Consider the following 17,876-nt stretch of genomic DNA (forward strand, 5'->3'; position numbering starts at 1 on the left):
ATCCTCCATCCGACGCTGATTGCGGGCCTTGATGCCCTTGCACGCGTCAGACGAGTACGCGACAGCCTACGCGTCCCAGTGGACGACTTCCCACGTGCGGGCGGCATCCTCCATCCGCAACCAGACGACGCCGCCCGTCGGTACCGGTCGTGACAGCAGCGTATCGAGCGGCACGCGCAGCGCATGCGACGCGAAGGCGCGGATCACGCCTGCGTGCGTGATCGCCCATTGCGGCGCGTCGGCCTGCGCGACCTCGCCGGCCACGCGCGCCACGCGCTCGACGAACCACGCGACACTCTCGCCGCCATGCGCGCACGCATGCATCAGGTCAGCCGCCCACGCATCGAGCGCCGCGCGGTCGATGTCGTCCCAGCGCTGCAGTTCCCACGCGCCGAAGTCCATTTCCTGCCAGCCCGCGTCGCGCCGCAGCGGCACGTCGAACGCCTGCGCAAGCCGCTCGGCGACCGACACGCAACGCGTGAGCGGACTCGTCCAGACCTGCGCGGGCAACGGCGCCCCGAGCACCGCCAGACGCTCGCGCATGGTCCGCGCCCCCGCCTCGGCCGATGCGGCGAGCGGCACGTCGCTGCGTCCGTAGCACACGCCCTGCTCGACAGCGACGGCCGGATGGCGAATCAGGACGAGATCCATCCGAGCACCACGAGATAGATCGCCAGCTCGCTCAACTGCTGCGCGAAGCCGAGGCAGTCGCCCGTATAACCGCCGATCCGCTTCACGAAATAGCGGGCCGCCCATGCGCGCACGAGCACGAGCGCGACGACGGCCGCGACGCCCGCGCGCCAGTCCGGCCAGAACAGCCACGGCAACCCGAATGCAGCCGCGACCCAGGCCGCGCGCGCGCCCATGCGCCGTGCGACCGGTTTTGCCTTGCCTTCCGGCCGGACGTAGTCGAGCGACATCAGCAGGCTCACGGCCCCCGCGCGGCTCGCCGCATGCGCGGCGATCATCGTCCACGCGGCGCGCAGCGGCGGCATCGCCGCGAGCGCCTGCCATTTCAGGCCGAGCGCTATCACGAGCGCGGCCGTGCCGAACGTGCCGATGCGCGAATCGTGCATGATGCGCAACACGTCGTCGCGCGCGTAGCCACCGCCGAACGCGTCGCAGCTGTCAGCCAGGCCATCCTCGTGGAATGCGCCGGTCGCGAGCAGCGTCGCGGCCATCGACAGCCCCACCGCGATCGACGCCGGCAGCACGCGCAGCGCCGCGAGATAGACGAGCGCGCCCCACGCGCCGACGCACGCGCCGACCAGCGGGAAGTAGCGTGCGGCCTGATCGAGATCGCCGGCCGCATAGCCGATCGCACGCGGCACCGGCACGCGCGTGAAATAGCCGAGCGCGACGAAGAAGTAGCGCAGTTCGGCGCGTACGCCCTGCGTGCGTTCAGGCGTCACGATTGTCGACGCCCGCGGATTCGAAGCTCGCCATCTCGGTGAGGAACGCGGCCGCCGCGCGCACCAGCGGCAGCGCGAGCGCGGCGCCCGTGCCCTCGCCGAGCCGCAGGTCGAGCGCGAGCAGCGGCTTCGCGCCGAAATGCTCGAGCATGCGCCGGTGCCCGGCCTCGTGCGACGCATGCGAGAACACGCAGTAGTCGCGCACGCCGGGCGCGATGCGCTCGGCGACGAGCAACGCGGCCGTCGCGATGAAGCCGTCGACGAGGATCGTCATCCGCTCGCTCGCGGCCGCGAGATACGCGCCCGTCATCATCGCGATCTCGAAGCCGCCGAACGTCGCGAGCACGTCGAGCGGCGCGATCGCATGCGAATGCCGGACGAGCGCGCGGCCGAGCACCGCGCGCTTGTGCGCGAGCCCCTGGTCGTCGAGACCCGTGCCGCGCCCGACGCACGCGTCAATCGGCACGTCGAGCAGACGGCTCATCAGGCACGCGGCCGACGACGTGTTCGCGATCCCCATTTCGCCGAAGCCGATCACGTTCGTGCCGAGCGACGCGTGCACGCGCACGCGCGCGGCACCCGCGGCGAGCGCCGTTTTCGCCTCGTCGTGCGTCATCGCGGGTTCGACCGCGAAATTGCGCGTGCCGCGCGCGACCGGCAGCGACACGAGCCGGTCGGACACCGGCAGCGGCGACGCGACGCCCGCATCGACGATCTCGAGCACGCTCTGCGCGACGCCCGAGAACGCATTGATCGCCGCGCCGCCGGCCAGGAAGTTCGCGACCATCTGCGCGGTGACCGCCTGCGGATACGGGCTCACGCCCTCGGCCGCGATCCCGTGGTCGCCGGCGAACACGATCGTCACGGGACGCTGCACGTGCGGCCGCTCGGTGCGCTGGATCAGGCCGATCTGCAGCGCGAGCGCCTCGAGCTGGCCGAGGCTGCCGGGCGGCTTGGTCTTGTGATCGATCACATGCTGCAGACGCTTGCGCAGCGTGTCGTCGAGCGGCGCGATCGCGGGCGGGAAGTCGGTCGGGTTCGTCATCGGAAGGTTGCCTCGTTGGTGCGGCCGCTGCCGCGCATCGAAAGAAGGAAATTCATCGTCGCTCGGGCCACGCGGGCAGCAGCGCATCGCGGCCGTTCTCGCGGATCAGCACGAGCGGATAGCCGAACGCGTCGCTCGCGCGCGCCGGCGTCAGCACGTCGAGCACGGGGCCCGCCCACGCATGGCCGCGGCCGTCGAGCAACAGCGCGTGCGTCGCGAAACGCCGCGCAAGATTCAGGTCGTGGCACGAGAACAGCACCGTGCGCGGGCCCGCGTCGAGCCACGCGGCCAACGCGGTCAGGCCGTCGATCTGGTGATGCAGGTCGAGATGGGCGAGCGGTTCGTCGAGCAGCATCAGCGGCGCGTCCTGGCACAGCGTCGCGGCCAGCGCGACACGCTGCCGCTCGCCGCCCGACAGCGACAGCACGTCGCGCGACGCGAGCGCGCTCAGCCCGAACGTCGCGAGCGCGTCGCGCGCGGCCGCGCGGTCTGCCTCGCGCTCCCAGCCCCAGCCGCCGAGATACGGAAAGCGATTGAGCAGCACCGTGTCGAATACCGTCGCGCTGAAAGCGTCGTGCAGTTGCTGCGGCATCAGCGCGCGGCGCCGTGCGAGCTGTTCGGGCGGCCAGGCGGCGAGCGGCCGGCCGTCGATCTCGACCTGCCCGCCGGCCGGCCGCTGCAGGCCCGCGAGCGTCGCGAGCAGCGTCGTCTTGCCGGCGCCGTTCGGCCCCGCGACGCACCAGATCTCGCCGTGCCGGAACGCCTGCGTGAAGCCGTCGAGCAGGGTCCGTGCGCCGGCCCTCAGCGTGAGGTCGACCGCCGCATAGGTCACGTCGCCGGCGGTGTGCGGTGCGGCATGCGTCATCGCATCGGTCTCCTCAGCAACATCCACAGGAACACCGGCACACCGATCAACGCGGTCATCACGCCGACCGGCAATTGCGCGGGCGCGATGGCGGTGCGCGCGAGCAGGTCGGCCGCCATCACGCCGCCGCCGCCCGCGAGCATCGCGGCGGGCAGCAGCATGCGCTGGTCGTTGCCGAATACGAGCCGCAGCGCGTGCGGCACGACGAGGCCGACGAAACCGATCGTACCGGCCGTCGTCACCGCGGCTGCGGCGGCCAGCGACGCGACGAGGTAGATCCGCATGCGCAGCCGCGCGACCGGCACGCCGAGCGCGAGCGCGGTCGCATCGCCACGCAGCAGCACGTTGAGCTGCGGCGCGGCCGGCAGCGCGACGCAGGCGGCCAGCAGCAGCGCGCCCCATGCGAACCAGGGCGCCGTCACGCCGTTCAGATCGCCCGTCAGCCAGAAGATGATGCCGCGCAGCCGCGCGTCGGGCGCGAGCGACAGCAGCAGCGTGACGAGCGCGCCCCACCCGGCCGCGATCACGACCCCCGTGAGCAGCAGCCGCGGCGACGCGTCGCGCGCATCGCCGCGCCACAGTTCGCGGCGCGCAAGCCCGAGCACGAGCGTGACCGACACGAGCGCGCCGGCGAACGCGGCCGCATCGACGAGCCACCACGCGGCGCCCGCGATCATCGCGACGAGCGCGAAGCCGGCCGCGCCGCCCGACACGCCGAGCACGTACGGCTCCGCGAGCGGATTGCGCAACAGCACCTGCAGCAGCGCACCGGCCAGCGCGAGCAGCGCGCCGCACGCGAAGCCCGCGAGCGCACGCGGCAGCCGCAACGTGCGCACGATGTCGGCGAGCAGTGCGTCGCCGCCGTGCGGCACGAGCGACGCGAGCGCCTGCCACGGCGACATCGGCACGCTGCCGATCGACAGCGACGCGACGAACAGCAACGCGACCACGGCCGCGAGCGCGGCCCAGATCGCGGCGGCACGCGCGGCGCTCATGCGCCGCACGGCATCGCGCATGACGCGTGACGCTTTCGCTGACCGTCATGGCCGGCCGGCCGCGGCACCGGCGTCGCGCTCCGGCGTGTCGTAGGCATACGCAAGCTCGTCATCCTCGTCGAACAGGTTGTTGATGCGTGCACGGACGAACCGTGCCCGGTGATGTCATCGCACGCACGGCTAGGATGCCATGCGCGATGACGCATGATTCACGGCCGGCGACGCCCCATACCGCGCGCGACGATCGGCACCCGGATTCCGCATTTCGTCGCCCGGGTCCCGCGATGCGGCGGCCGGCCGCGTGCCGGTCGCACCGACGTGACACGCGCTCGATCCGTCGCGCCGCATCCTCGCGCGGCCCACGTTCTGCGCAATATAGTGGAAGCCGCCGCAGCGGGTCGATCGGCATCGCGCTTGCGTCACCGTCAGCCACGCTCTGTGCGGCAACCACGGCGTCCGGCAGCAAGGAGGCAGGGTCGCGCCAAGCGACCGGGCGCGGTGCCGCGACGACCGGCGTCGTCGCCGATCCGGACGAATCGGCGTGCGCTGCGCTCCGCGCGATGGCGGCAGGCGACATTCCGCAGCGTGCGCCGCACGCCGTGCGGACGATTGGGGTCAGCATCGAAGACAAGTCCCGTGAAGCACTGCGCGCCCCGCTTCCCCGCGGGCCGTGCGTCATGAAGCCGTGCAGGCTCCTCGCCTCGGCCGGTATCCGGGCTGGCGGCGTACCGGCTCGCCTTCCCGCGCGTATCACGCGCAGTGGCCCGCGCCAGCGTGCGACCTGCACGCGAAACGCGCCCGAGCCGGCCTGCGTCATGCGACGCGGCCGCTTACCGTTGCGGGGGCAGCGCAGGTTGGCGAACTCCGGGCGGAGCACGCGCCCTGCTTCCCGTTTAACCGCGCGACGCACGCGCGAGCACCGAGGCGGCGCCAGTTTAGGAGCGGGCCGCGCGAGCGTCAAGGAAGCGTCCGGACGCATGCGGAACACGTGCCGGACCCGTGTATTCGCGGCAAGAAGCGGGGGTGTTACGACTGGAAACGTTACAGATGTCGGAATGCGCGTTATTCCGCGCTAAAATGCTGGGTCTTTAGAGGACGCAGCAAATGCTCAACGAACTCGAAACTTTATCTCAAAATATTGGCCGTCTGATCTCGCTGAACAAGCGCTATCACTCGGAACGGCTCGCGCTCGAGGAGCAGGTCGCGCAATTGCGCGCGGAAGCGGACACGGTCCGCGCGGAACTCGCGCAACTGCGCGACGAACGCAATGCGCTCGCGGCCGAGCGCGACACGCTGTCGGCAAAGATCGACGACGCCCAGGTCAAACTGAATGCGATTCTCGAAAAGCTGCCGCGCACGAAGAGCGCGGAGCAAGCCGACAACCAGCTCGACCTGCTGGATGCGCAGGCGCGCACGGACAGCGACGACGCGGCCAGCCACGGAGAACATGCATGAGCACCAAGCAGATCGAAGTCTCGATTCTCGGTCAGCCCTATCGGCTCGCCTGTTCGGCCGAGACCGAAGCGGCGCTGCTCGAGGCCGTCGCACGCGTCGACGCCGAAATGTCGAAGATCCGCGCGAACAGCTCGGTGCGCGGCACCGACCGCATCGCGGTCATGGCCGCGCTGTCGCTCGCGTCCGAATTGCTGCGGCTGCAAACGAGCGTGCGTCACGGTGAAGCATTTCCGGCGGAAGAAATCCGTCGTACAATGCACCAGATGAACGAACAACTCGGCGCGGTGCTCGCACAGCACGAGACGCAGTAACGTTTGATCGATGCGTCGATTCCCCTTGATCTCGGCGATCAACGGTGGTCAAATTGGCGCAACGAAACACAGTTCAGTCAGCTTCCCTGCCTGGTTCGCCAAGGTCATATATTCCTTGAACCAATGCCATGTGCACGGTTGCGGAAATTTGTAGCACGGGCGCGCGCGTCACTCTGTCTGATGTACCCGAAGTGCTGCTAACTGCGACCAATTCTGAACCCCAGGTTCAGGATGCCGGCCTAGCGGCCAAGGCGGGGGCCTATTCAACGGCATCGGGAAGTCCCGATGCCGTTTCCTTTTGTAGCAGCCCTTTCTGCGTCGATCACGATCCATGCAATACTGGCTGATGAAGTCCGAACCGGACGAAGCAAGCATCGACGATCTCGCGCACGCGCCGCAGCACTCGCTGCCGTGGACCGGCGTGCGCAACTATCAGGCGCGCAATTTCATGCGCGACACGATGAAGATCGGCGACGGCGTGCTGTTCTATCACTCGAGCTGCCCGGAACCGGGCATCGCGGGCCTCGCCGAAGTCTCGTCGACGCCCTACCCCGACCCCACCCAGTTCGATCCGGCAAGCCCGTATTACGATCCGAAGTCGACGCAGGAAGCACCGCGCTGGCTGCTCGTCGACGTGCGCTTCGTGAAGAAGTCGCCGCTCGTGCCGCTCGCCGCGCTGCGCGAACACGACGAACTCGCCGACATGCGCGTGCTCGCACGCGGCAACCGGCTGTCGATCACGCCCGTCACGCGTGCCGAGTGGCGCTTCATCACCGAAAAGCTGATGAAGTAGGCGTGCGCAGCGAGCGCGCGCGGCATGCACACGCCAAAGGTCAAATCCGGTCAACACGCGCCACCGCCACGGAACTCGCGGCGCGTTCGCGCAGCCTAAGCAACCGCTGTCGCCGCGATCGGGCGGCGGCCGTTTTTCGTCGCGCGGTACGCCCGCGTCGCGCACGCGTGATCCGCGTGCGCGCCCTCGCACAAGGAGTCCAACAATGACCAAGAAATCCGCACTCGCGCTGTCGCTCGCCCTCGCCGCCGCCGTGCCCGTCGCGCTGACGCTCGCGTCGCCCGCCGCGCATGCGCAGACCGCGAACCCGCACTTCCCGGAGCCGGCGGGCGTGCTGTCGCTGTCGTCGCAGGCCAGCGCCGACGTGCCGCAGGACATCATCCACATCACGCTGTTCTACGAACAGCAGGCGAAAGACCCGGGCAGCCTGACGTCGGCGCTGAACCAGCGCGCCGACGCGGCGCTCGCGCAGGCGAAGGGCGTGTCGGGCGTCACCGCGCACACCGGCGCGTTCTCCGTCTATCCGAGCACCGATCGCGACGGGAAGATCTCCGCATGGCGCGGTCGTACCGAAGTCGTGCTCGAATCGCGCGATTTCGCGGCGGCGTCGAAGCTCGCGGGCCAGTTGTCGAACCAGATGCAGATCGCGAACGTCGAGTTCTCGTTGTCACCCGAAGCGCAGCGCGCGGCAGAGCAGAAGCTCACGACCGAAGCGATCAAGTCGTTCCGCGCACGCGCGGACGAAGCCGCGAAGGCGTTCGGCTACAACAGCTACTCGATTCGCGACGTGAACGTCGGCGGCAGCCGCAACGTGCAGCCGTACCCGCGCATGATGGCGATGGCCGCCGCACCGATGGACAGCGCGAAGATGAGCGCGCCGATTTCGGTCGAAGGCGGCAAGGCGACCGTGTCGGTCACGGTCAACGGCTCGGTGCAAATGAAGTAACGCGCATTGCGCAACACGCGGCAGATGTGAAAACGCCGGCCCTCGGGCCGGCGTTTTTCGTTTGCGATCCTGCGATCGACGCGCACGCCGATCGTGCGCGTCCGCATCGCATCAGGCATCACGCATCACGTGCCACACCGCTCGCGCGTGACGCAACCGCATCACGCCGCGACATCACGCGACCGCATTCGCCGCGCGACGGCGATACGCCCACACCAGCAACGCGACGCCCGCGAGGATCATCGGCAGCGACAGCCACTGCCCCATCGACAGGCCGAGCGCGAGCAGGCCGAGGAAGTCGTCCGGTTCGCGCGCGAATTCGACCGTGAAACGCGCGAGCCCGTAGCCGATCAGGAACAGCGCGGAGATCGCACCCATCGGCCGCGGCTTGCGCGAGAAGAAGAACAGCACGAAGAACAGCGCAATGCCTTCGAGCGCGATTTCGTAGAGCTGCGAAGGATGGCGCGGCAGCATCTGGTACTGCATGAACACGTCGGCCAGATGCCACTTCTCGACGAGCGCCGGATGCTTCGGCAGCCATGCCGCGTCATCGCGCATCGCGCCCGGGAACAGCATCGCCCACGGCGCGTTCGGATCGGTCACGCGGCCCCACAGCTCGCCGTTGATGAAGTTGCCGAGCCGCCCGGCCGCGAGCCCGGTCGGCACCATCGGCGCGACGAAGTCGGTGACCTGCAGCCAATGGCGCTTGCGCTGCCACGCGAACAGCGCCATCGCGAGCGTCACGCCGAGGAAGCCGCCGTGGAACGACATCCCGCCTTCCCACACCTTGAACACGTCGAGCGGATGCGAGAAGTAGAAGTCGGCCTTGTAGAACAGCACGTAGCCGAGCCGGCCGCCGAGCACGGTGCCGAGCACGCCGTAGAACATCATGTCGTCGATGTCCTTCGCGGTCCAGCCCTGCGCCGCGACGTGCGGCAGCTTCAGGCGGATCCGGCCGACGACGATCGCCGCGATGAAGCCGACGAGATACATGAGGCCGTACCAGCGCACGGCCAGCGGCCCGAGGTGGATCGCTACGGGGTCGAAATTCGGGTGAATGATCATGGGTTAGCGATGAAGTTTTCGAATGCGGTACGGCGCTCGCACCGGCGCCGCACCGCGCATTGGACGGCGCCGGCGCGCCATCGTTCGCGTCACGTGGCGAGCCCCTGCGCGCGCACGACGTCGATGAAGCCGGCGAGCACCGGGCTGACGTCGCCCGTGCGCCACACGAGGCCGGTTTCGACGACCGGCGCGTCGCCGGCGAGCGGCCGGTAGACCACGCCGGTGCGCCGCAGGTTACGCAGCGACTGCGGCACCAGTGCGACACCCATGCCGGCCGACACGAGGCTGACGATCGTCTGCATCTGGATCGCCTCCTGGCCGATGCGCGGGGTTTCCCCCGCCGCGCCGTAGCAGCCCGTAATGATGTCATAAAAGCCGGGCGCCAAACGACGCGGGAAGATCACGAGCGGCAGCGCGGCCAGGTCGGCCAGATGCACGGGTTCGTCTTCCGACACGCCGTGCGCCGCGGCCGCCGGCATCGCGACCACCAGCGGCTCGCGCACGACCGGCAGGTACGACAGCCCGGCCGCGTGGCGCGGCGGCACCGGCGGAATCACGAGCCCCGCGTCGATGCGGCCCGCGACGAGTTCGTCGATCTGCACGTCGCTCGTCGCCTCCGCGAGCTGCAGCCGCACTTGCGGATAACGCGCGCCGAACGCGCGCAGCAGCGACGGCAGCAGCCCGTAATCGGCGGTCGACACGAACGCGAGCGACAGCGAACCGGCTTCGCCGCGCGCGAGGCGCCGTGCGAGCGGCGGCAGCGCGTCGGCCGACGCGAGCAGCCGGCGCACGTCCGGCAACAGCGCCGCACCGACCGCCGTCAGCGCGACCGAGCGCTTGGTGCGCGCGAACAGCGCGACGCCGAGCGTGTCCTCCAGCGCCCGGATCGCCTGCGACAGCGGCGGCTGCGTCATCGACAGGCGCTCGGCCGCGCGGCCGAAATGGCGCTCGTCGGCCACGGTCACGAAATAGCGCCACTGGCGCAGGTCCGGCGTCGGTTCGGCCATCTCTCACTCATTCGTAAAACGACTTAATAAGCGACAAATAATATATTGGACATCCCAAACCGGAAACTCCATCCTTGATTGATCCGAACCGGTGCGCCGATCGCGGGCGTCGCCAATACAACGATGGAGTCCCCCATGCCGTACAACCGTCGCTCGAAGCACATCACGCAAGGCGTGGCCCGTTCGCCGAACCGCTCGATGTATTACGCCCTCGGCTACCAGAAGGACGATTTCGACAAGCCGATGATCGGCATCGCGAACGGCCACTCGACGATCACGCCGTGCAACTCGGGCCTGCAGCGGCTGTCCGATGCGGCCGTCGCGGCGGTGAAGGCGGCCGATGCGAACCCGCAGATCTTCGGCACGCCGACGATCTCGGATGGCATGTCGATGGGCACCGAAGGGATGAAGTACTCGCTGGTGTCGCGCGAGGTGATCGCCGACTGCATCGAGACCTGCGTACAGGGCCAGTGGATGGACGGCGTGGTGGTGGTCGGCGGCTGCGACAAGAACATGCCGGGCGGGATGATCGCGCTCGCGCGCCTGAACGTGCCGGGCATCTACGTGTACGGCGGCACGATCCGCCCCGGCCACTGGAAGGGCCGCGACCTGACGATCGTGTCGTCGTTCGAGGCGGTCGGCGAGTTCACCGCGGGCCGGATGTCGCAGGAAGACTTCGAAGGGGTCGAGAAGAACGCGTGCCCGACGTCGGGCTCGTGCGGCGGGATGTACACCGCGAACACGATGAGCTCGTCGTTCGAGGCGCTCGGCATGTCGCTGATGTACTCGTCGACGATGGCGAACCCCGATCAGGAAAAGGTCGATTCGGCCGCCGAATCGGCACGCGTGCTGGTCGAGGCCGTGAAGCGCGACCTGAAGCCGCGCGACATCATCACCAAGGCGTCGATCGAGAACGCGGTATCGCTGATCATGGCGACCGGCGGCTCGACCAATGCGGTGCTGCACTATCTCGCGATCGCGCACGCGGCCGAGGTCGACTGGACGATCGACGACTTCGAGCGCATTCGCAAGCGCGTGCCGGTGATCTGCGACCTGAAACCGTCGGGCCAGTACGTCGCGACCGACCTGCACCAGGCCGGCGGCATCCCGCAGGTGCTGCGGATCCTGCTCGATGCGGGGCTGCTGCACGGCGGCTGCATGACGATCACCGGCCGCACGCTCGCTGAGGAGCTGAAGGACGTGCCGGGCGTGCCGCGCGCGGACCAGAAGGTGATCTTCCCGATCGATCGCGCGCTGTACCAGGAAGGCCATCTCGCGATCCTGAAGGGCAATCTCGCGGAAGACGGCGCGGTGGCGAAGATCACCGGCCTGAAGAACCCGGTAATCACGGGCCCGGCGCGCGTGTTCGACGACGAGCAAAGCGCGATGGACGCGATCCTCGGCGACCGCATCCGCGCGGGCGACGTGCTGGTGCTGCGCTATCTCGGCCCGCAGGGCGGCCCCGGCATGCCGGAAATGCTCGCGCCGACGTCGGCGATCATCGGCAAGGGGCTCGGCGAATCGGTCGGCTTCATCACCGACGGCCGCTTCTCGGGCGGCACCTGGGGGATGGTGGTCGGGCACGTCGCGCCCGAAGCGTTCGTCGGCGGCACGATCGCGCTCGTGCAGGAAGGCGACTCGATCACGATCGATGCGCACCGCCTGGTGCTGCAGCTGAACGTCGACGACGCGGAACTCGCGCGCCGGCGCGCCGCGTGGAAGCAGCCGGCGCCGCGCTACACGCGCGGCGTGCTCGCCAAGTTCGCGGCGCTCGCGCGTCCGGCGAACCAGGGCGCCGTCACCGGCTGATGCGGCGCGCGGGGCATGCGACCCCATTGCGAACGACCGCCGGGGAAACGCGCAGAACGCGCTTTCCCTTTGCTTTTATAATGCGCGGACCGTGAAGCCGGCCGTCCCCGCCGGCGGAGAACCGCATGAAACAGACGATATTGCGCGCGCTGCTGGTGGCGCTGCTGACCGGCAGCGCGGCGGCGGCACACGCCGACCCGGCCGGCGACGGGTTCGCGCTCGCGCAGCGCAAGAACTGCATGGCCTGCCATGCGGTCGGCAAGCCGCTGATGGGCCCGTCGTTCCACGACATCGCCGGCAAGTACGCGGCACGCGCAGATGCTCTCGATTACCTCGCGCAATCGATCGTGAAAGGCAGCGTCGGGGTGTGGGGTGGCGTGCCGATGCCCGCCAATACGCAGTTGACGAGCGCAGAAGCGCACACGCTCTCGCAATGGGTGCTGTCGCTGCGCTGAACCGGATGACCGGGTGCGTGCATCGCGCGCCGCGCCCTGCACCCGGCAGCGTTCCGCGCTTGGCGTTGCGACCGGCCGGCAATCGTCAGCGACGATGACCGGAGCCGCGCCCGCGGCTGCCGCGCACGAAACGTGCGGCGGGCTCAGCCTGAATGACCGGTCCGGCGGCGGGCGATCTCCGCATCGACCGCGTCGCGAACCCACTCCATCACTTCGGTTTCGAGCGCCAGCGCCACTTCGCGCGTGATCTGGCCGACGAGCCAGGCCGTATGGTCGTGCGACGCGTCGCGACAGCGGGCCTCGATGGCCTCGCGCCCTTCCCCGGTCAGATAATTCGTCAGCCGATTGCGCAGACGCTCGGCGATATGCTGCGTGTCCTCCGCCGTCAGCGCGGCGGCCGCATGCGCGTCCGGATTTGACGCGCCGGTGAGTTGAGCGGTGGCCAGCCCGCCGGCAGCCGGTGCGACCGCATGAGACTGTATCGCTTCGCCAGCATCGCGCGGCATCGCGGCAACGCCGGCCTGCTGCGCGTCGTCGGCGGCCAGCGCGGAGCGCAGCGGCGCCTGCGCCGCGGCCGACTCCTCGGCGACGACGTGCCCGGCGGCACCGGGTTGCGCCGGCGCATCGCTGTCGCCCGGCAATTCGACGGTCTGGATGTCCGGCGTCGGCACCGGCTCGACCACCACGAATTCGGGGTCGGTGCCCGGCTGCTCCGGCGCGGCGGACGCCCGAGCCGGATGGCCTGATACCAGCACGTCGGTCAGCACCGGCACCGCGGCAACGTCGTGCGGCGGCGCGTCGGCCGCGGACGAACGCGCCGGCACCGGCTTGCCCGGCACCAGCACGTCGGTCAGCGTCGGGATCGAAGAGGATTCGGCTTGTGTCACGGGAACGCTCCGTCGACGGTTTCGGCTAACTGCCCTGCTTGTAGTTGTTCAGCGCGTAGCCGCGATCGCGATAGAAGCGGTAGCGGTCGCGGCCCGCGGCCAGCTCGTCCGGCGCATTGCCGACCACTTCGAGCAGGCGCTCGAAGCGGGCGAACTGCGCGGGTACGGCCGCGCCGAGGTTCAGCAGCACATGATGATGCGGCGCCTGGTCGAGATCGGCGGCCAGCACGATCGGCGTTCCGGCCGCGTGCGCGCTGTCGACGCCGCAGTGCGGAATGAAATCGAGCGGCGAGAACGTCCAGAGCCGCTCGTCGAGCGCACGCAGGCGCGCGGGCTCCGCGAGCACGACGACCGGCTGCCCGGCCTGGTAGGCCTTGCGCAGCAGCCGGCATGCGTATGCGAGCGAATCGCCGACGTTCGAATGGAAATCGATTCGCGTCATTGCCCGCGTACCCGCATCGTCGTGAGACCTGCCATCACTGGCCGGCGCGGTCGATCAGGAACTGCGCGAGCAGCGGCACCGGACGGCCGGTCGCGCCCTTCGCCGCGCCACCCTTCCATGCGGTGCCGGCGATGTCCAGGTGCGCCCACGGATAGCTGTCGGTGAAGCGCGACAGGAAGCACGCCGCCGTCACGGCACCGGCCGGACGCCCGCCGATGTTCGCGATATCCGCGAAATTCGACTTCAGCTGATCCTGGTACTCGTCGTCGAGCGGCATGCGCCATGCCGGATCGTTCGCTTCGCGCGATGCGTCGAGCAGTTCGCCCGCGAGTGCATCGTCCTTCGAGAACAGGCCGCTGTTGTGGGCGCCGAGCGCGATCACGCAGGCGCCCGTGAGCGTCGCCACGTCGATCACCGCGGCCGGCTTGAAGCGCTCCGCATAAGTGAGCGCGTCGCACAGGATCAGGCGGCCCTCGGCGTCGGTGTTGAGCACCTCGATCGTCAGCCCCTTCATGCTGGTGACGATGTCGCCCGGCTTGGTCGCGTTGCCGCCCGGCATGTTCTCGCAGGTCGGCACGATCGCGACGACGTTGATCTTCAGGCCCATTTCGGCGACCGCACGCATCGTGCCGAGCACCGAACCCGCGCCGCACATGTCGTACTTCATCTCGTCCATGCCCTCGCCCGGCTTCAGCGAGATGCCGCCCGTGTCGAACGTGATGCCCTTGCCGACCAGCACGACCGGTGCGGCCTTCGCGGCGGCGCCCTGGTAGTGCAGCACGATGAACTGCGGCGGCTCGACCGACGCGCGCGCGACCGACAGGAACGAGCCCATCTTGAGCGCCTGGATCTGCTTCAGGCCGAGCACCTCGACCTTCAGACCCCAATCCTTCGCGATCTTCTTCGCGGTGTTGCCGAGATAGGTCGGCGTGCACACGTTGCCCGGCAGGTTGCCGAGGTCGCGCGTGAGGTCCATCCCGTTCGCCAGCGCGACGGCCTGCTTGACCGCCAGCTTCGCGGCCTTCTCATCGGCCGGATCGACGCTGAACACGACGCGCTTGAGCGTGTGCGACGCCGGTTCCGGCTTGCTCTTCATCTGCGTGAAGCGGTAGGTCTCGTTGCGCAGCGCGAGAATCGCCGCACGCACACCCCAGTCGGAGCTGCGCTCGTCGACCGGCAGCTGCGCGAGCGAGAACGTGACCTGGCCGACCTTGGTCGCGAGCAGCGCGCGCCATGCGGCCGTCACTGCATCGTTGTAGGCTTTCTGATTGAAAGCATCCTGCTTGCCGAGGCCGACGAGCAGCACGCGCGACGCGCCGATGCCCGATACTTCGTGCAGGAACAGCGTCTTGCCGCGCTTGCCGTCCATGTCGCCGGCCTTCACCACGCGCGAGATCAGCCCCTTGGTGGCCGTGTCGATGTCGAGCGCCGCGCCCGAGAGAGTCTGCGCCTCGAAGATGCCGAGCACGATGCAGTCGGACTTCCCGGTCAGGAACCCCTTGGCCTCGCCTTTGCTCCAATCACAGCCTTTTATGCTAAAGTCCATCGCGCTTGTCCTCGGATAAAATCTGGGCTAAGGATGAAAGCCGCAATTATCCGCTATTTTTCCCGTGGCGGCGCGAGCGCTCCACCACGCGTGCGCAGCCTCCCGCCCTCTTCTCATCAAGAATGATCTTCGAACGCTCCCTCCAGCGCGAGCTTGCGTATACGGCTGGCGCCGTGTTCATGGTGCTGCTCACGATCATGCTCACGACGATGATGATCCGCATCGTCGGCTATGCCGCGTCCGGCGAAATCGATCCGCGCGACGTGCTCGTGCTGATCGGCCTGACCGTGATTGGCTACCTCGCCGTGATGCTCGTCGTCACGCTGTTCGTGTCGATCCTGTTCGTGCTGACCCGGTGGTACCGGGACTCCGAAATGGTGGTCTGGCTTGCATCCGGCGTGAGCCTCACGCGCCTGATCAAGCCGATCGGCGTGTTCGCCACGCCGATCGTCCTGCTGATCGCGTTCTTCGCGTTCGTCGGCTGGCCGTGGTCGAACCAGCAGAGCAAGATGATCAAGGCGCGCTTCCAGCAGCGCGACGAGATCTCGCTGCTCGCGCCGGGCCAGTTCCGCGAATCGGCCTCGAACCATCGCGTGTTCTTCATCGAGAAGATGTCGCCGGACCAGAGCAAGGTGCAGAACGTGTTCGTCACGTCGACCGAGAACGGCAAGGTCAACGTCGTCGTGTCGCATACCGGCCACACGGAAACGAAGGACGGCGATCGCTTCGTCATACTGGAAGACGGCCGCCGCTACGACGGCACGCCCGGCCAGCCGAACTTCAAGATCATGGAGTTCCAGCGCTACGGCGTGAAGATCACGAGCGCCCCGGTCACCAACGTGCCGACCACCAACAGCACGCCGACACCAGACCTGCTGCGCAACCCGACGCGCGACAACCTCGCGGAATTCGCGTGGCGCGCGGGGCTGCCGCTGATCGCGATCAACCTGATGGTGCTCGGCATTCCGCTGTCGTACCAGAACCCGCGCCGCAGCCGCACGATCAACCTCGTGATGGCCGTGCTGATCTACCTGACGTACTCGAACCTGCTGAACGTCGTGCAGGCGCAGATCGAGCAGGGCAAGATGTCGTTCGGCGTCGGCCTCGTCGGCCTGCACCTGGTCGTCGCGGCGATCGTCGCGTTCATCTTCTGGTTGCGCGTGCGCAATCGTCCGCTGTTTACACGCGCGCTGTTCGGCCGCTCGGGAGCATGATCGATGCGGCTCTATGAAAAATACTTCGCGCGGCAGATCTACGTCACGTTCATCTTCATCCTGTTCGCGTTCTCGGGCCTGTTCTTCTTCTTCGACCTGATCAGCGAACTGAACTCGGTCGGGCACGGCAACTACAAGTTCGGCTACGCGGTGCTGCGCGTCGCGCTGCAGACCCCGTCGCGCTTCTACGAGATCATCCCGGTCGCCGCGCTGATCAGCGCGATCTACGTGTTCGCGCAGATGGCCGCGAACTCGGAATTCACGATCTTCCGCGTGTCGGGCCTCGCGACCAACCAGGCGCTGCGCTCGCTGCTGAAGATCGGCGTGCCGCTCGTCATCATCACCTACCTGATCGGCGAATTCGTCGGCCCGTACGCCGACCAGCTGTCCGAACGCGTGCGGCTGCAGGCGCTCGGCGCGTCGGTGTCGTCGAACTTCCAGTCGGGCGTATGGGTGAAGGACACGCTTGCGGCCCGCGAGAACGGCGAGCAGGTCACGCGCTTCGTGAACGTCGGCAGCCTGTCGCCCGACTCGACGATCAGCAACGTGCGCATCTACGAGTTCGACTCGAAATTCCAGCTGCAGAACGTGCGGATCGCGCAGACGGGCCGCTACGAGCCGCCCGGCCACTGGCTGCTCAAGGGCGTCACGGAAACCGAACTGACGCCGATCAAGCCGGTCGGCGGCGCACCGGCCGACGCGCTGAACCCCGTGTACCGGTCGCAGCAGGTGACGCTGCCCGAATACCGGCTGCGCTCGGACCTGACGCCGCAGATCCTGTCGGTGCTGCTCGTGTCGCCGGAACGGATGTCGCTCATCAACCTGTTCCGCTACATCCAGCACTTGCGCGAAAACCAGCAGGACACGCAGCGCTACGACATCGCGCTCTGGCGCAAGCTGCTCTACCCGTTCGCGGTGTTCGTGATGCTGGTGCTGTCGCTGCCGTTCGCGTACCTGCACACGCGTGCCGGCGTGGTCGGCGTGAAGGTGTTCGGCGGCATCATGCTCGGCATGAGCTTCCAGCTGCTCAACACGCTGTTCTCGCACATCGGCACGCTGAACACCTGGCCCGCGCCGCTGACCGCGGCGACGCCGGGCCTCATCTATCTCGCGCTCGGCCTGTTCGCGCTCAAGTGGGTCGACCGGCACTGAGCGCGGTCACGACGGAGGCTTCGACATGAGTTCGCACGGCATCGTCCTGTTCGGCCACGGCGCACGCGATCCGCGCTGGGCCGAGCCGTTCGAGCGGCTCGCCGCGCGGCTGCGCGGGGCCGGCTCCCCTGCTCCGCACGTGTCGCTCGCGTTTCTCGAACTGATGACGCCATCGCTCGATACGGCCGTCGCCGCGCAAGTCGCGGCCGGCTGCACGCGCATCACCGTGGTGCCCGTGTTCTTCGGTCAGGGCGGGCATGTCCGCCGCGACCTGCCGCAGCTCGTCGATGCATGCCGGGCCACGCATCCGGGCGTCGAGATCCGTTGCGCGACGGCCGTCGGGGAAGACGACGGCGTGCTCGATGCGATCGCGCGCTACTGCATCGACCAGCTCGGCCGCGACGCGTAAGCGGATCGCTGGCCGAAGCGGCGAGCCCAAACGAAAAAGCGCCGGCTTCGGAAGCCGGCGCTTTTTTT

General features: G+C 68.5%; 19 protein-coding genes, 1 other RNA gene and 1 riboswitch. Of the genes, 10 read left to right on the forward strand and 10 right to left on the reverse strand.

From position 1 onward, the window contains the following. Positions 1–66: 66 nt before the first annotated feature. From cobC to U4Z31_RS27375, 5 genes are read right to left on the reverse strand one after another with little or no spacing between them, the layout of a single operon-like run. A complete protein-coding gene (cobC, locus tag U4Z31_RS27355) occupies positions 67–651 on the reverse strand; it encodes an alpha-ribazole phosphatase (protein WP_321811949.1) in 585 nt (194 codons plus the stop codon). Further along, a complete protein-coding gene (locus tag U4Z31_RS27360; RefSeq protein WP_321811950.1) occupies positions 636–1,412 on the reverse strand; it encodes an adenosylcobinamide-GDP ribazoletransferase in 777 nt (258 codons plus the stop codon). Before U4Z31_RS27360 ends, cobC begins: the two co-directional genes overlap by 16 nt. Further along, the gene (gene cobT / locus U4Z31_RS27365; protein ID WP_044845637.1) at positions 1,402–2,457 is read right to left on the reverse strand and encodes a nicotinate-nucleotide--dimethylbenzimidazole phosphoribosyltransferase; all 1,056 of its coding nucleotides are present in this window, start codon (positions 2,455–2,457) and stop codon (positions 1,402–1,404) included. The genes U4Z31_RS27360 and cobT overlap by 11 nt, the downstream gene beginning before the upstream one ends. Before the next feature lie 52 nt (positions 2,458–2,509). Continuing rightward, a complete protein-coding gene (locus U4Z31_RS27370; protein ID WP_321811951.1) occupies positions 2,510–3,322 on the reverse strand; it encodes an ABC transporter ATP-binding protein in 813 nt (270 codons plus the stop codon). Further along, positions 3,319–4,317, reverse strand: a complete 999-nt coding sequence (locus U4Z31_RS27375) for an iron ABC transporter permease (RefSeq protein WP_321811952.1) — start codon at positions 4,315–4,317, stop codon at positions 3,319–3,321. Before U4Z31_RS27375 ends, U4Z31_RS27370 begins: the two co-directional genes overlap by 4 nt. A gap of 685 nt (positions 4,318–5,002) precedes the next feature. Next, positions 5,003–5,256, reverse strand: a riboswitch (cobalamin riboswitch). A 165-nt stretch (positions 5,257–5,421) separates the two neighbouring features. Here U4Z31_RS27375 and U4Z31_RS27380 point away from each other — a divergent pair. From U4Z31_RS27380 to U4Z31_RS27400, 5 genes are all read left to right on the forward strand, one after another. After that, positions 5,422–5,772, forward strand: a complete 351-nt coding sequence (locus U4Z31_RS27380) for an ATPase (protein ID WP_044845635.1) — start codon at positions 5,422–5,424, stop codon at positions 5,770–5,772. Beyond that, positions 5,769–6,083 (forward strand): cell division protein ZapA, encoded by a 315-nt coding sequence (locus tag U4Z31_RS27385; protein WP_011885730.1) that lies wholly within the window; start codon positions 5,769–5,771, stop codon positions 6,081–6,083. Before U4Z31_RS27380 ends, U4Z31_RS27385 begins: the two co-directional genes overlap by 4 nt. An 80-nt stretch (positions 6,084–6,163) precedes the next feature. Continuing rightward, positions 6,164–6,345: non-coding RNA, 6S RNA (ssrS, locus tag U4Z31_RS27390), on the forward strand. 69 nt (positions 6,346–6,414) lie between these two features. After that, complete coding sequence (locus U4Z31_RS27395) at positions 6,415–6,876, forward strand: EVE domain-containing protein (RefSeq protein ID WP_044845634.1); 462 nt, start codon at positions 6,415–6,417, stop codon at positions 6,874–6,876. Positions 6,877–7,081: 205 nt separating this feature from the next. Then, positions 7,082–7,822, forward strand: coding sequence for an SIMPL domain-containing protein (locus tag U4Z31_RS27400; protein ID WP_044845633.1), 741 nt, complete (start codon positions 7,082–7,084; stop codon positions 7,820–7,822). A gap of 174 nt (positions 7,823–7,996) precedes the next feature. Here the strand turns inward: U4Z31_RS27400 and lgt are convergent, their stop codons facing one another. Then, on the reverse strand, positions 7,997–8,887 hold the full coding sequence (lgt, locus tag U4Z31_RS27405) for a prolipoprotein diacylglyceryl transferase (protein ID WP_044845632.1): 891 nt from the start codon (positions 8,885–8,887) through the stop codon (positions 7,997–7,999). An 89-nt stretch (positions 8,888–8,976) separates the two neighbouring features. Further along, positions 8,977–9,894, reverse strand: coding sequence for a LysR substrate-binding domain-containing protein (locus tag U4Z31_RS27410; protein ID WP_044845631.1), 918 nt, complete (start codon positions 9,892–9,894; stop codon positions 8,977–8,979). Between the two features lie 135 nt (positions 9,895–10,029). On the opposite strand from U4Z31_RS27410, the gene ilvD reads away from it, so the two are divergent. Further along, complete coding sequence (gene ilvD, locus U4Z31_RS27415; RefSeq protein WP_321811953.1) at positions 10,030–11,703, forward strand: dihydroxy-acid dehydratase; 1,674 nt, start codon at positions 10,030–10,032, stop codon at positions 11,701–11,703. 125 nt (positions 11,704–11,828) lie between these two features. Further along, positions 11,829–12,158: a c-type cytochrome gene (locus U4Z31_RS27420; RefSeq protein ID WP_044845629.1), complete on the forward strand. Its 330-nt coding sequence runs from the start codon at positions 11,829–11,831 to the stop codon at positions 12,156–12,158. 143 nt (positions 12,159–12,301) lie between these two features. Here the strand turns inward: U4Z31_RS27420 and U4Z31_RS27425 are convergent, their stop codons facing one another. Genes U4Z31_RS27425 through U4Z31_RS27435 form a run of 3 tightly spaced genes read right to left on the reverse strand, consistent with a single transcriptional unit; the run spans position 12,302 to position 15,033 of the window. Beyond that, positions 12,302–13,045: a DUF2486 family protein gene (locus U4Z31_RS27425; protein WP_321811954.1), complete on the reverse strand. Its 744-nt coding sequence runs from the start codon at positions 13,043–13,045 to the stop codon at positions 12,302–12,304. A gap of 25 nt (positions 13,046–13,070) precedes the next feature. Further along, the gene (locus U4Z31_RS27430; RefSeq protein WP_006757287.1) at positions 13,071–13,487 is read right to left on the reverse strand and encodes a DNA polymerase III subunit chi; all 417 of its coding nucleotides are present in this window, start codon (positions 13,485–13,487) and stop codon (positions 13,071–13,073) included. Positions 13,488–13,521: 34 nt separating this feature from the next. Continuing rightward, the gene (locus U4Z31_RS27435) at positions 13,522–15,033 is read right to left on the reverse strand and encodes a leucyl aminopeptidase (protein ID WP_044845626.1); all 1,512 of its coding nucleotides are present in this window, start codon (positions 15,031–15,033) and stop codon (positions 13,522–13,524) included. 122 nt (positions 15,034–15,155) lie between these two features. Here U4Z31_RS27435 and lptF point away from each other — a divergent pair, with 122 nt between their 5' ends. The 3 genes from lptF to U4Z31_RS27450 are packed head-to-tail and all read left to right on the forward strand — an operon-like array spanning position 15,156 to position 17,808. Further along, entirely contained in the window at positions 15,156–16,247 is a 1,092-nt protein-coding gene (gene lptF, locus U4Z31_RS27440; RefSeq protein ID WP_321811955.1) for an LPS export ABC transporter permease LptF, read from the forward strand. Positions 16,248–16,250: 3 nt separating this feature from the next. Further along, positions 16,251–17,399, forward strand: coding sequence for an LPS export ABC transporter permease LptG (gene lptG / locus U4Z31_RS27445; protein ID WP_321802827.1), 1,149 nt, complete (start codon positions 16,251–16,253; stop codon positions 17,397–17,399). Between the two features lie 25 nt (positions 17,400–17,424). Continuing rightward, positions 17,425–17,808, forward strand: coding sequence for a sirohydrochlorin chelatase (locus tag U4Z31_RS27450; protein ID WP_044845623.1), 384 nt, complete (start codon positions 17,425–17,427; stop codon positions 17,806–17,808). The last annotated feature ends 68 nt before the right edge of the window (positions 17,809–17,876 follow it).

Origin of the sequence: Burkholderia sp. BCC1985 (assembly GCF_905339915.1) — a bacterium.
Lineage (GTDB): Bacteria > Pseudomonadota > Gammaproteobacteria > Burkholderiales > Burkholderiaceae > Burkholderia.

Bases quoted from the DNA above. Each gene is read 5' to 3' on its own strand.
- U4Z31_RS27380 (WP_044845635.1), top strand. From the start codon at position 5,422: ATGCTCAACGAACTCGAAACTTTATCTCAAAATATTGGCCGTCTGATC.
- U4Z31_RS27420 (WP_044845629.1), top strand. From the start codon at position 11,829: ATGAAACAGACGATATTGCGCGCGCTGCTGGTGGCGCTGCTGACCGGC.
- U4Z31_RS27375 (WP_321811952.1), bottom strand. From the start codon at position 4,317: ATGAGCGCCGCGCGTGCCGCCGCGATCTGGGCCGCGCTCGCGGCCGTG.
- ilvD (WP_321811953.1), top strand. From the start codon at position 10,030: ATGCCGTACAACCGTCGCTCGAAGCACATCACGCAAGGCGTGGCCCGT.
- U4Z31_RS27435 (WP_044845626.1), bottom strand. From the start codon at position 15,033: ATGGACTTTAGCATAAAAGGCTGTGATTGGAGCAAAGGCGAGGCCAAG.
- cobC (WP_321811949.1), bottom strand. From the start codon at position 651: ATGGATCTCGTCCTGATTCGCCATCCGGCCGTCGCTGTCGAGCAGGGC.
- lptG (WP_321802827.1), top strand. From the start codon at position 16,251: ATGCGGCTCTATGAAAAATACTTCGCGCGGCAGATCTACGTCACGTTC.
- U4Z31_RS27430 (WP_006757287.1), bottom strand. From the start codon at position 13,487: ATGACGCGAATCGATTTCCATTCGAACGTCGGCGATTCGCTCGCATAC.
- U4Z31_RS27450 (WP_044845623.1), top strand. From the start codon at position 17,425: ATGAGTTCGCACGGCATCGTCCTGTTCGGCCACGGCGCACGCGATCCG.
- U4Z31_RS27370 (WP_321811951.1), bottom strand. From the start codon at position 3,322: ATGACGCATGCCGCACCGCACACCGCCGGCGACGTGACCTATGCGGCG.
- U4Z31_RS27400 (WP_044845633.1), top strand. From the start codon at position 7,082: ATGACCAAGAAATCCGCACTCGCGCTGTCGCTCGCCCTCGCCGCCGCC.
- cobT (WP_044845637.1), bottom strand. From the start codon at position 2,457: ATGACGAACCCGACCGACTTCCCGCCCGCGATCGCGCCGCTCGACGAC.
- U4Z31_RS27410 (WP_044845631.1), bottom strand. From the start codon at position 9,894: ATGGCCGAACCGACGCCGGACCTGCGCCAGTGGCGCTATTTCGTGACC.
- lptF (WP_321811955.1), top strand. From the start codon at position 15,156: ATGATCTTCGAACGCTCCCTCCAGCGCGAGCTTGCGTATACGGCTGGC.
- U4Z31_RS27385 (WP_011885730.1), top strand. From the start codon at position 5,769: ATGAGCACCAAGCAGATCGAAGTCTCGATTCTCGGTCAGCCCTATCGG.
- U4Z31_RS27395 (WP_044845634.1), top strand. From the start codon at position 6,415: ATGCAATACTGGCTGATGAAGTCCGAACCGGACGAAGCAAGCATCGAC.
- lgt (WP_044845632.1), bottom strand. From the start codon at position 8,887: ATGATCATTCACCCGAATTTCGACCCCGTAGCGATCCACCTCGGGCCG.